This window comes from Kiloniellales bacterium (assembly GCA_030066685.1).
GTDB lineage: Bacteria > Pseudomonadota > Alphaproteobacteria > Kiloniellales > JAKSBE01 > JAKSBE01.
Window position 1 is genome coordinate 1 of record JASJBF010000017.1, and the last position, 12,360, is coordinate 12,360.

10 protein-coding genes are annotated in these 12,360 nt (G+C 67.5%); all 10 read right to left on the reverse strand.

Annotated features, from left to right (window positions below; all coding sequences use genetic code 11):
• Positions 1 to 169: 169 nt before the first annotated feature.
• The 10 genes from QNJ30_10740 to QNJ30_10785 all read right to left on the reverse strand — a co-directional run bounded on the left by QNJ30_10740 (position 170) and on the right by QNJ30_10785 (position 12,278).
• Entirely contained in the window at positions 170 to 1,027 is an 858-nt protein-coding gene (locus QNJ30_10740) for an ABC transporter permease subunit (protein MDJ0943935.1), read from the reverse strand.
• Positions 1,020 to 1,820 carry a taurine ABC transporter ATP-binding protein gene (locus tag QNJ30_10745; GenBank protein MDJ0943936.1) on the reverse strand — a complete coding sequence of 267 codons (801 nt, stop codon included), beginning with the start codon at positions 1,818 to 1,820 and terminating at the stop codon, positions 1,020 to 1,022. Before QNJ30_10745 ends, QNJ30_10740 begins: the two co-directional genes overlap by 8 nt.
• A 103-nt stretch (positions 1,821 to 1,923) precedes the next feature.
• Positions 1,924 to 2,937 carry a taurine ABC transporter substrate-binding protein gene (gene tauA, locus QNJ30_10750; GenBank protein ID MDJ0943937.1) on the reverse strand — a complete coding sequence of 338 codons (1,014 nt, stop codon included), beginning with the start codon at positions 2,935 to 2,937 and terminating at the stop codon, positions 1,924 to 1,926.
• Positions 2,938 to 3,158: 221 nt separating this feature from the next.
• Positions 3,159 to 4,727 (reverse strand): trimethylamine methyltransferase family protein, encoded by a 1,569-nt coding sequence (locus tag QNJ30_10755; GenBank protein ID MDJ0943938.1) that lies wholly within the window; start codon positions 4,725 to 4,727, stop codon positions 3,159 to 3,161.
• Between the two features lie 296 nt (positions 4,728 to 5,023).
• Complete coding sequence (locus tag QNJ30_10760) at positions 5,024 to 6,769, reverse strand: vanadium-dependent haloperoxidase (GenBank protein MDJ0943939.1); 1,746 nt, start codon at positions 6,767 to 6,769, stop codon at positions 5,024 to 5,026.
• A 377-nt stretch (positions 6,770 to 7,146) separates the two neighbouring features.
• Positions 7,147 to 8,049 (reverse strand): arginine deiminase family protein, encoded by a 903-nt coding sequence (locus QNJ30_10765; GenBank protein ID MDJ0943940.1) that lies wholly within the window; start codon positions 8,047 to 8,049, stop codon positions 7,147 to 7,149.
• A 15-nt stretch (positions 8,050 to 8,064) separates the two neighbouring features.
• Positions 8,065 to 8,508: a universal stress protein gene (locus QNJ30_10770; protein ID MDJ0943941.1), complete on the reverse strand. Its 444-nt coding sequence runs from the start codon at positions 8,506 to 8,508 to the stop codon at positions 8,065 to 8,067.
• Between the two features lie 128 nt (positions 8,509 to 8,636).
• Positions 8,637 to 9,605 carry a glycine betaine ABC transporter substrate-binding protein gene (locus QNJ30_10775; GenBank protein ID MDJ0943942.1) on the reverse strand — a complete coding sequence of 323 codons (969 nt, stop codon included), beginning with the start codon at positions 9,603 to 9,605 and terminating at the stop codon, positions 8,637 to 8,639.
• Positions 9,606 to 9,657: 52 nt separating this feature from the next.
• Positions 9,658 to 11,223, reverse strand: a complete 1,566-nt coding sequence (locus QNJ30_10780) for a proline/glycine betaine ABC transporter permease (GenBank protein MDJ0943943.1) — start codon at positions 11,221 to 11,223, stop codon at positions 9,658 to 9,660.
• 5 nt (positions 11,224 to 11,228) lie between these two features.
• Positions 11,229 to 12,278 (reverse strand): betaine/proline/choline family ABC transporter ATP-binding protein, encoded by a 1,050-nt coding sequence (locus QNJ30_10785; GenBank protein MDJ0943944.1) that lies wholly within the window; start codon positions 12,276 to 12,278, stop codon positions 11,229 to 11,231.
• Positions 12,279 to 12,360 lie beyond the last annotated feature (82 nt).

A 12,360-nucleotide genomic window follows, 5' to 3' on the forward strand; every position in this document is an offset into this window, starting at 1 on the left:
CGCAACGCACCCGGCGGGCCGCCGCGCGCCACCGAAGGCCGGGTTTGCTTGACCGCCCGCTGCGTTGCGCTCCGCTTACGGTACCCCGCACCGCTGCGCGAAGCGCGCCTGACGGGCGGACAAGCAAACCCGGTCAAATGGGTCATTATCAGCGCTCCTTGGTATAAGCTCAGACCTGGCCCTTCCAGGGCACCAGGGTCCGCTCCAGGTAGCGCATGAAGAGGTCGAAGAGGTAGGCGATGGCGCCGATGACGACGATGCCCATGACCACGACCTCGGTCACCAGGAACTCCGCCGCGCTCAGCACCATGTGCCCCAGGCCGGCCTCGGCGGCGACCATCTCGGCGGCGACCAGTGTGGTCCAGCCGAAGCCGATGCCGATACGCATGCCTGTCAGGATCTCGGGCAGGGCGCCCTTGAGGACGACGTGGAAGACGACCTGGGCGCGCGAGGCCCCCATGGAGTAGGCGGCGTGGATCTGCTCGATCGCGACCGAGCGCACCCCGGCGCGGGTGTTCAGCGCCATGGGCGCGAACATGGCCAGGAAGATCAGGACGATCTTCTGCAGGTCGCCGATGCCCAGCCAGATGATGGTCAGGGGCAGGTAGCCCAAGGGCGGGATCGGCCGGTAGAACTCGATCGGCGGATCGAAGACGCCACGCGCCACGCGGTTGACGCCCATGGCGATGCCGACCGGGATCGCCAGGGCGCAGGCCATGGCGAAGGCGCCAAAGACCCGGTAGAGGCTCCAGTAGGTGTGCTGCAGCAGGGTGGCGCCGGCGAACTCCTCGTTCCAGAGGGTGAAGAAGCGGCCGATGACCGCCTCGGGCGAGGGCAGGAACAGCGGTCGGACCCAGCCCATGTGGGTGACCAGCCACCAGAGGAAGATCAACGCCACCGTGGTCGCGATGCTGATGCCGAGGCTGCGGCCCGAGCCGGGCGCACCGTAGCTGTCGCCCGGCTTGACCGGACCGGCGGAGAAGAGGCCGGCGATGCGGCCGGTGAAGGACAGGGTCGCGTCAGCCATGGTTGCCTCCCGCGGAGAGCTCGTCACCGTGGATGATGCCGAGCACGGTCTCGCGCATCTTGATGAAGTCCGGGCTCGACTTCACCGCGCGGGCGTCCCGGCTTTGGAAGAAGCGGTGGCAGAAGTCGAGGTCGTACTCGTGGGTGATCCGCCCGGGGCGCGGCGACATCACGATCAAGCGGGTCGCCATGAAGAGGGCCTCCTCGACGCTGTGGGTGATGAAGAAGACCATCTTGTTGGTCTCGCGCCAGACGTCGAGGATCAGCTCCTGCACGGTCTCGCGGGTCAGGGCGTCGAGGGCGCCCAGCGGCTCGTCCATCAGCAGGGCCTCCGGGTCGCTGGTCAGGGCCCGGGCCAAGCCGACCCGCTGCTGCATGCCGCCGGAAAGCTCGTAAATGTGATGGCCTTCGAAACCTTCGAGGCCGACCAGCTGCAGGTACTTGCGCGCGGTGCTGCGCCGCTCGGACTTGGGCACGCCCTGCAGCTTGAGGCCGAAGGTCACGTTCTGCAGGACCTTGAGCCAGGGCAGCAGCGCGTGCTTCTGGAAGACCACGCCACGGTCGGCGCCCGGCCCGGTCACCGGCTTGCCGTCCAGCAGGACCTGGCCGCGGCTCGGCTGGATGAAGCCGGCCAGGAGGTTCAAGAGCGTGGTCTTGCCGCAGCCCGAGGCGCCGAGGGCGACCACGAAGTCGCCGTCCTTGATCGCCAGGTTGACGTTCTCCAGGGCGTGGACCTCACCGCCGCCGCGGGTCGGATAGATGACGGTGACGTCATCGACTTTCAAGTCGGCCATGATGGACCCCTTCTTCGGCCGGACCGCCAGGACCGGACCAAGGGAGACGGCAGGCGGGTCCGCGCCCCGGAGCCCGGGGCCGCGGACCCTCCCGCGCGGAGCGCTACTTGCCGAGGGCCTTGTTGACCCAGGTCGCGTTCACCACAGCGCCGTAGTCGGGCAGGACGGCGTCGACCTTCTTCTCGGCCTTGAGGAACTCGGAGGTGAACTGCAGCGCACGCGCCGCGCCGCCCTCGGCACCGCCGCCAAGCCAGCGGCTCGAGGCTTGTGCCTCCAGGGTCGGGAAGTCGTAGAGCGCGAGGACGCCGGGCACGTCCGCGGGCTCACCGCCGATCAGCTTGACGATCTTCTTGACCGGCTCGGAGTCCGGACCCCAGGCCGCGGGATTGCCGCGATAGGCCTCATCGGCGGCCGCGAGGGCCTTGACCAGGTCGACCATGAAGTCGGGGTTGGCCGCCGCCCAGTCCTTGTCGGAGACCATGCCGTCGAAGGTCGCCTTGCCCCAGGCGCTGAGCTGGCCGGAGGTGATCAGGACCTTGCCGGACTTCTTGATCCGGCCCAGCGCCGGATCCCAGATGAAGGCCGCGTCGATGTCGCCGCGTTCCCAAGCGGCGGCGATGTTGTTCGGCTGCATGTTCAGGACCCGCACTTCCTTGGGATCGATGCCGAACTGCTCGAGGGCGAAGAGGGTGTGGAAGTGGGTGGTCGAGACGAAGGGCACGCCGAGCTTCTTGCCCTTGAGGTCCTGCGGCGCGGTGATCCCCGAGCCGTCGCGGACGACCAGGGCCTCGGCCGAGGCGATGTCCTCGACGATCCAGAACAGCTCGATCGGCAGTCCGCGGCTGACCCCCGCGGCGATCGGGCTGGAGCCGGCCATGGCGATCTGCACGTCGCCGGAGGCCATGGCGTTGATCACCTTGGCGCCCGAATCGAACTTCTTCCAATTGATCTTGTAGCCGGTGGCCTGCTCGATCGTCCCGTCGACGATGCCGACCTTCCAGGGGTTGTAGACCAGCTGATAGCCGATGGTGACTTCCTCGTCGGCCGCCTGCGCCACGGCCACGAAGGCGGCGACGGCCAGGCCGGCGCTCAGAATAACTCCCAGGATGCGTCTCATGATTCCTCCCTGCTGCTTGCTTGCTGTTGTTGATCCCGATCGCCCGGAAGGCTGCCGGAGGTCGGGTTGGCGGAAAGCGTTGTCGTTCTACCCTTTGGGATTGGCCAGGATCTCACCTTCTCCTTCGGCCGGGCAAGGCCGAAGGTCGAATGGCGGCGCTTCGGCCGGCGAAACCGAGGGAAAACCCTGACCCCGGCGCGCGCAGGACCGAAGCGCCGGCGTCACCAGTGGCTTCCCTCAGGGGACATGGCCGCCTCTGGAAGGCGGATCGGAAAGCGCGCGCGGATCTCCTCGTCGAGCGCCGGGTCGATGTGGGCGGGATAGTGCTCGGCCAGGATCTCGCGGACCCGCGCCAGCGCCCGTGCGCGGATGTCGCTGCCGCCGCGCTGCTGCCAGTCCTCGGGCGTGCTGCGGTCGCCGAGGCGCGGGTAGACGTACTCCTTCTCCATCAGCGCCAGGGTCTGGCTGCTGCCCAGGAAGTGGCCGGGACCGGCCGCGGCTTCAGCGATGGTCTCGACCGCCAGCGTCTCTTCGGTCACCTCGATCCCGCGTACGGCGCGCAGCACGAAGCCAAGCATCTCGTCGTCCAGGACGAAGGATTCGAAGGAACAGCCGAGCAGGCTCGCCAGCATACCGGAGGATTCATAGACCAGGTTGGCGCCGGCCAGCCCAGCGAGCGCGGTGGTCAGGGCCTTCTCGTAGCCGGCCTGCTCGTCCGGGATCTTGGAATCCGCCATGCCGGCGGCCACCCCGCTCGGCAGGTCGTAGAAGTTGGCGATCTGGGCGGCGGCGGCGTTGAGGATGGCCTCCTCTCCGCCGCCGCCGGAAAAGGCACCGGTGCGCAGGTCCGAGACCATCGGCCAGTTGCTGAAGATGAAGGGATGGCCGGGACGGATCAGGTTGACCAGCAGCAGCGCCGCCAGGGTCTCGGCCACGGTCTGGACCAGAGTCCCGGCCAGGGCCGCCGGCGCGGTCGCCCCCGACTGGCCGGCGGTGATGGCGTTGATCGGCATGCCGTGGCGGACCGCCTCGAAGATGGTGTCGCAGGCCTCGGCGCCGTAGCGCAGGGGCGGCACGATGGGGCTGGAGTGCAGCTTGCAGATCGGCCGCCGGGCGAAAGCGCCCTCGCCGCCCAAGGCTTTGTCAAAAAGGGCGATCATCGGGGCAACGTTCCCGGCTTCGGTGATGGCGGTGCCGAGGTGCTTGTCGGTGCCGGCGAGGCAGGCGTAGGCGGTGTTGAGATCGAGCTCGAGCGAATCCGAAATCTCGGTCGCGATGACGCAACGGGTGAACCAATGGACGTTGTCCAGGCGGTCGACCAGGCGCGCGAAGTCGTAGAGGTCGGTCAGGCTGGCGTCTCGGTAGCGACCGTCGGCGGGATCCAGGACCTTGACCGCGGCGCCGCCGGTGCCGAAGTGCACCCGCCGGCCCGAGACCTCCAGGTCCTTGTCCGGATTGCGGGCGTGCAGAGTCAGGCCGTGCGCGGCGCCGGCGACGGTGTCCTCGACCAGGCTCCTGGGGAAGCAGAGCCGATCCTTTTCGTTGACCCGAGCGCCCCGGACCAGGGCCAGGTCTCGGAGTGCCGGCGTGGCATCCGCCATGCCGACCCGTTCCAGGACCTCCAAGGCGGCACCGTGAATGCGCGCGAGGTCCCGGTCCGAGAGCGGCAGGTAGCGGCCGCCGACCAGACCCGGTGCGACCGGCGCCGGGCCGCCGCCGTCCCGGCGGCGACGCTCGGCCAGTTTGGTTTCTCGCGCGCGCCCTCGGCGCTGCCTTTCCTCTCCGGTCATGCCGCCGGGCCCTCTTTTCGCACCACCTCGCCGCAATCACGTTATACCAATCGGCCCCTGCCAAATCGCGGCAAAGCGACGGGCCTGGACAATGCCCGCCACCGCCGCCCCGCAAGCGCAATGGTCGTCACGCCCCGGTTTTCCTGGTGCCCCTTTACCTCCGGGATGCGGGCCGAGGTAAGGCCCGCATCACTTCGGACGAAGCGGAACCGAGCGGGCCCGACCCGCAGCCAACCGCGGCTGCATGGCCTGTGATTCGACAGGCCGCCGGTCGGAGCCCGCCCGCGCCGGTCGATTCAGATCGTGATGGTCTCACCGTCGAACTTGGTCAAGGTGAAGCCATCGAAGGGCTCGGGGAAGATCGCCTTCTCCTCCCGCAGCAGGCGGATCGCAAGCTCCTCGCCCTGCTTGTTGCCCTCGATGTCGTCAGCCCGCCAGTGGACGCCGGACATGTCGCGCCCGGCGGAGAGGTTGTGGGCCAGCTTGTTGAGCTCGCCGCCGACCGTGAGACCGCCGCCCAGGTAGGGCTGAAGTCCCTGGCCGTCGTCGCTCGGCTCGACCGGCGGGAAGGGCCAGGCGGCGTCCTCGTCGAACCAGGCCTTGAGCACGGTGACGCAGGCACCCGCCGTGATCGCATGCCCCGCCGTGAAGGAGGGGTGTGGCGGGCCGCCGCTCAGGAACATCTGCGGCAGCAGGTAGCTGCCGAAGTCGTCGAAGATGCAGTCGAGCGCCGGCGACTCGAGGATATCCGGATGCAGCGGATAGCTGGCGTTGAGCGTCTTGTGCTGATGCACCCGGCCGCCGGCCGCCTCGGGCCGCAGGAAGCGGGTCACGCACCACTTGGTGAACCAGGCGTGCCGCTCCGACTTGTGGACCTTGCCGATCAGCTCCACCAGATGGCCAAGGCCGAAGGTGGCGAAGGCGAACTGCCGGCCGCCGAAGCCGCCATAGGGATTCCCGGGATCGGTCGGCCCGAGGAATCCGAACACCTTGGCGGCCCTGAAGAACACCGAGTTGATGGTGTCGCTGCCGGCGATCTTGCCGAGATCCCGGGCCGTCCTCGGAAAGACCGTGTTGCCGTTCGTCGGAATGCCGCCGAAGCCGCCCAGCCCGCGCTGAACGGCGAGCCAGCTCGGGAAGTCGGTCATGAAGTCCTGGCCCGGGTCCGGCTCATTGATCTTCGGTTCCACGGTGATGCCGTCGTAGTCGAAAGTTCGATAGAGGAACTGCGAGACCATCGGCCCGGTTCGGGCGCCGGGATAGTCGTAGCGGAAGAGGTCCTGCGCGCTCACGGCTCCGCCTGTTCTCGGCCCGGTGTAGCCGACCATGGACGCTAGATCCTCGCGGGCCGCAATTGCCAGCGGATGGCTGCCATACTGCGAGAAGGGCACGTTCCGCAGACAGGCCATCCAGTAGAGCTCGGCGAGCTGGGCCGCGAACTCCGCGCTGGCCAGGGCCGGCGGTGCTTCGACCGCGATCGCCGCCGAGTCGGGCCCTTCAATGGTGAAGGCCAGGCCACCCATCGGGTTGGCCAGGGGAAAGAAGCCCCCGGCGGGCACGGCCTCGAAGTCCTCGAAGCGGCCGCTCTCCATCGCGTTCAAGAGCGCGATGTAGGCCGCGGGTTCCACTTCGCCGTTGTCGAGGTGCGGCAGCGTCTTGGAGAAGTTGCCGATGAAGCTCCCCCAATAGCGTTCTTCGTCCCCGTTGGTCGGATGGTCCAGGACCCGCCGCCTGCGTTCCTCGGCCGCCGCCTTGACCCGGATCGCAAAGGACAGGTTGCGCCGCCGCCGCCCGTCCTTGACCCAGAGGCCGTCGGAGCCAAAGTGCGCCGCCTCCGCCTCCGCCCCCGGCAGTGCGGAGACAGCCGGCACGCCGACGACCCCTGCCGCCGCCGCAGCGCCGGCCACACGCCCGGCGCTGGACAAGAACTGTCGCTTGCTGCCGTCGACGTGCGTTTCGGTCTCGCCTGCCGCATCCGGCCTCAGGTCATCGTCTTCCGGACGAAGCTGTGTCCGCTTGGATTGATCGCCACTACTTTTCATTGGAATGCCCCCCATTCCCAGATTGATTGAAGTCGTGCGGGGGCTAGGCCAAAACGGCCCGAGGCGTCAGGCTCTTGCTGGCACGGTTCCGTTTCGTGTCAGGGCGGATATCGCGCCCTGGAGTCCGGCGACCAAACGATCGCTCAGTACGTCGCGTGGGAGAGAAGCCGCTCCGACCTTCACGGGGCCGGTTAGTGGCCATCACGACTTTCAACACTGCTCGGGTGTCGTCGTCCCCAAATCCAGACCTTTGTTGTGCGGGGCAAGAGCCACCGTCCTGAGGCCCGCCATGTCCTCGCCGTCCGGCAACGGTGAATGCTAGCGGCACGGCCGGAACCCGAGCGTCCCCCATCTGGTGCAGTTTCCAAGACAGGACATCAGAGCGCCGCCGAATCGCGGCAAAGCGACTGGCTCAGGCAATGCACGCCGCCGCCGCCCAGGGTGAACATCGACATGTCCGGCGCATAGACCTGGAAGCCGCATGCCTCCAGGCGGCGGTTGACCTCGGGACTGCTGGCCATGGAGAGCACGCGGCCCTCGCCGAGGGCGACCAGGTTGACCGCCAGGTTGCGCGCGCAGTCGGCGTAGCCGACCTCGATGAACTCGATCTCCTTGGCACGCAGCCAGTCGAGCAGCCAGGGCTCAAGGGCCTCCGTGCAGGCGACGGCGAGCTTCGGTGCGACCATGGAGATCAGGGCGTCCATGTGGATGAAATGGTCCGGGATCGGCGCGACCTGGGCCTCCCAGCCCTCTTCGCGCATCCAGCCGGCGACCTGCTCGGCGCCGGCCCGCTCGGAGCGCTGGGTGCTGTAGCCGATCAGGGCGACGCCCGGCTCGATGATGACGAAGTCGCCGCCTTCGAAGTGGCCGGCGGTGACCATCCGGAAGATCGGGACGCCGTGGTCCTGATAGAACTTGATGGCGGTCACGTAGTCTGCGCGCCGGCTCTTGAGCTGCATGTGGCAGATCACCGGGCCGAAGGGCGTCATGAAGCTGGAGTCACGGGCGAAGAAGTTGCGGTGCAGGACCTCGTCCGCGTCCAGATAGTGGCAGGCGACCCCGGCGTCCTCGTAGCAGCGCACCATCTGGGCGTGCTGGGCCTGGGCCAGCTGCAGATCGAAGCTCACGCCAAGCTGCTCGGCGTTCTGAAGGGTCCGCCGGGCGATCGGGCCGGCGTCCTCCCAGCGGTAGAAGTCAGGACGCCCCAGGAGGACGTTGCGCAGGGTGCCGTACTCGCTGTCGATGCCCCAGCTACGGAGCCGCCCGGGCGCCTCGGACATCTCCGCCTCCCGGGCTCAGCGCACGGTCAGGCAGCCGACCTTGGCCAGGTTGCTGACCTTGCGCGAAACGCTGCCCAGCAACATGCTTTCCATGTCGCCCAGGCCGCGCGAGCCCAGGACGATGAGGTCGACTCCGTTCTCGGCGACGTAGCGCAGGATGGCGCCGGCGGGATCGCCGGGCCTGACTTCGTTGCGCACGTCCTTCGCGCCCTGCTTCTTGGCCCGCGCCGCGGCCTCGGCCAGGATCGTCTGGCCGATCTTCTGCAAAGTGGTGAGGCGGGATTCCTGCACCAGCTCGACCTCCGCCATCTGGCGCAGGCTTTCGGGCAACTGCATGTCCCGGATCACGTAGATCAGGACCAGGACGGCATCGAACTTCTCGGCGATCTGCGCGCCCATGTCGAGGGCGCGCTGGGACGGCTGCGAGCCGTCGATCGCCACCAGGATCTTCTTCAGCATGGGCCCCGTTCCAATCTCGCACCCCGAGGGGTGTCGTGCTTGACCAGCCGGACCTCGAGCGGATCGAGGAAAGGCTGGGGGCGCTGCAGACAGCGCCCCCGCAGTTCGGCAAGTTGACCGTCAGGCCCTCAGAGGCCGAGCCACTTGTTCACGATCTCGGTGTTCTCCGACACCCACTTCTTGGCGTATTCGGCGGGCTCTTCCTTGTCGACCACCAGGGCATAGGTCCAGGCGCTGACCAGCGCGGAGTTCATCTGGATGTTGCCCAGCAGCGCGGCCACCTCGGGCGCGCGCGTCTCCAGGGACTTGGAGTAGGCGATGTGCACCTTCGTCGGCGGCCAGGCGACGTCGATGCTGGACTTGTTGAACCAGTCCGGATCGTCGGTCGGCTGCACCATGGTCCAGCGGGAGGCGTCGTAGGCCGGCTCTTCCAGCTGCACCAGCTCGTGGAGCTGGAACATGTGGTGCGGGCCGTAGCAGAAGAAGACGAAGGGCCGCTTCTTGGTCACCGCGTCGTCGAGCTGCGCCAGGACCAGGGTCTCCTCGATCGTGGTCAGCTCGAAGAACTGGTCGTAGCCGTAGCCGCGCGCCTTGACCTTCTCGACGTTGGTCGAGGCCCAGCCCGGGGCGCCGACCCAGAGCTCGCCCTTGCCGTCGCCGTTGGAATCGAAGAGCGCGGAGACGTCGGGGTTGACCAGCTGGGTGACCGAGGTGATGCCGTGCTCGTCCGCGGTCTGCTTGGTCACGCAGACGCCCTGAACGGCCGCGTAGGGCTGGTCGCTCATGACGACCGACTTCTTGGTCTCGACGTATTCCTTGGTCAGGTTCTCCTGGTTCGGCATCCAGACTTCGGGATGCACGTCGATGTCGCCCTTGGCCCGGTCCATGGCCTTGAAGACCACCGCGTTGGTGCCGGGCACCAGCTCGACCTCGGTGCCGAAGTTCTCCTCGGCGATGACCTTGATGACGTTGGCGGTGATGTTCACCGAGGGCCAGTTCGGCACGCCGATGGTGACCTTGTCCTGGGCCGCCGCGGCGGCCGAAAAGCCCGCGACGGCTATCGCCGCGGCAGCGAAACGTGTGACGTGTTTCAACATCTAGGAGCCTCCTTGCTTCATATCGCTTCTGGTTCTGACTTCGGGTTGCGCCTCAAGCCGGCCCGCTGCGCCCCTGGACGATGCGGTCCAGGATCATGGCGCAGAACAGGATCGCGAAGCCGGCCAGCATGCCCTGTCCCTCGGCCGCGTACTGCAGCGCCTCCAGGACGTCCTCGCCCAGGCCTTTGGCGCCGATTAGCGAGGCGATCACGACCATGGACAGGCACATCAGGATGGTCTGGTTGATGCCGGTCATGATCGACGGCAGGGCCAGCGGCAGGTCGACCTTGAACAGCAGGAAGCGCTTGTTCGCCCCGAAGGCCATGGCCGCCTCTCGGACATGCGACGGGACGCCGCGCAGGCCGAGCACGGTCAGGCGGATCACCGGCGGCATGCCGAAGATCAGCGTCGCCAGGATGCCCGGCGGCTTGCCGGTGCCGAAGAAGGCGATGACCGGGATCAGGTAGACGAAGGCCGGCATGGTCTGCATGAAGTCCAGGATCGGCCGGACCACGGCGAAGGCCGACTTGCTCTTAGCGCACCAGATCCCGATCGGGATGCCGATGGCGATGCAGATGAAGGCCGCCGCGCCGAGCAGCGCGACCGTCGCCATGGACTTCTCCCAGAAGCCGAGAAAGGCCAGGTAGGCCAGGGCCGCCACGGTGAAGATCGCGACCCGCGGGCCGGCCAGGCGCCAGGCCAGCACCACGATGACCGCCATGACCACCGGCCAGGGCGTCGAGACCAGCATGACCTCAAGCCCGTCGAGCAGCACCCGGATGGCGAAGACGATGGAATCGAAGAGCGCCTCGCCGTTGATGGTCACGAAATCGAAGCCCTTGTCGAGCTCGGTCGCGACCGAGACCCGGAAGTCCCGGTTGGACGGAAAGACTGCGAAAAAGTCCGTGAAGAACTGGGCTGGCTTCGCCACCGTGAAGCGGTAGATGGTCATTGGGTAGATGGCGATGTAGGCCAGCAGGGCCGCGCCGATGAAGCCGCCCTGGCTGATCCCTGCCTTGAGCGAACGGTCGGCGCGCCAGTGGACGAAGCGCCGCTCCAGCGCCCAGTCGGCGGTCATGCCCTGGATCGCCTTGACCAGGACCAGGAGCACCAGGCCGATCATGGTGAGCTTGGGTCCCTGGGCCACGGCCGCCTCGGCCGCCAGCATCGCGTTCTCAGCCGCGCGCCCGAGAGTCTCCGCGCTCTTCTGCAGGGCCTCGGCGTTGGTCGCGGCGTTCTTGATCGCCTCGATCGCCGCCTCCTGGCGTTCGCCTGCCCGGGTCATGAGCTTCTCGGCCTGCGCCATCTTGTCGGCGCCGAGATCGCCCCAGAGGCCGCGGCCGAGCTGCACGATGGCGAAGAGCTCGGCCAGGGCGAAGAGCCAGAACAGGCCCCAGAGGCTGCGCGCGCCGGCCCAGAGCGGGCCGAGGATCGCGGCCCAGAGGTTGAAGGTGAAGACGTAGCCCTGGGTCGCGCCGATCTTGTTGAAGGCCTTGATGTAGTGCTCGGGGTTCTGGACCACGAACTCGGCGATCAGGGCATCGCCCTTGGTCGCCGCGCTTTGCGCCGCCTCGGTCTCCGGGGCGCTCACGCTCGACAGACTGACTTCCGTTGCCATCTCGCTTACCCCTTTCCGCCCTGGATGCCGTGGAGAAGGTCGGCCTTGGTGATGACCCCGATCTCCTTCTTGTCGCCGTCGATCACCACCATCGGCCCCTCGGTCTCCACCGCGACGTCGATCAGGTGGTCAAGGTCGGTGTCCTCGGTGACTCGCGGCGCGCCGTCCAGGCTGTTGTGGCCGTTGGCCTTGTAGGCCTCGATCGGCTCCATGATCGAATGCGCGAAGACCAGCTTGAGTCGCGAGATTCCGGCCACGAAGTCGGCGACGTAGTCGTCGGCCGGCTCGGTCACGATCTTTTCTGGCGTGCCGATCTGGACGATCACCCCGTCCTTCATGATCGCGATGCGGTCGCCGATGCGGATCGCCTCGTCCAGGTCGTGGGTGATAAAGACCGTGGTCTTCTTGAGGCGCTGGGACAGGTCCATGAACTGGTCCTGGAGCTGGCGGCGGATCAGGGGATCCAGCGCGCTGAAGGGCTCGTCCATCAGCAGGATGTCGGGGTCCGCCGCGATCGCGCGGGCCAGGCCGACCCGCTGCTGCATGCCGCCGGAGAGTTCGTGGGCGAACTTGTCCTCCCAGCCGTTGAGCTCGACGATCTCGAGGCACTTCTCGGCGACGTCCCAGCGCTCCATCTTGCTCATGCCCTGGACCTCGAGCGGCAGGGCGACGTTGTCGCGGACAGTGCGGTGCGGCAGCAGGGCGATGTTCTGGAAGACCATGCCGATCTTCTCGGCCCGCAGGAGGCGCAGCTCCTCCTCGTTCTTGGCCATGACGTCCTGGCCGTTGATCAGGATCTCGCCGGCGGTCGGCTCCAGCAGCCGGTTGATGTGCCGGACCAGGGTCGACTTGCCGCTGCCCGACAGCCCCATGACGCAGAAGATCTCGCCGCGATGGACGTTGAAGCTGGCGTCGACGACGCCGACCACGCAGTCAAAGCGCTCCAGGATCTCGGCCTTGCTCAGGTTCTCGCTGCGGATCGCGGCCAGCGCCTCCTGGGCGCGGTCACCGAAAATCTTCCAGACCCCACGCAGCTCGATGACGTCGCTTTCCATTGTCTTGACGCCTCCCTTCGGCTTTACGCCTTGCCTCTCCCATTCAAGCCTAGCACGGCACCGGTCTGGCGGTAGGACCAGC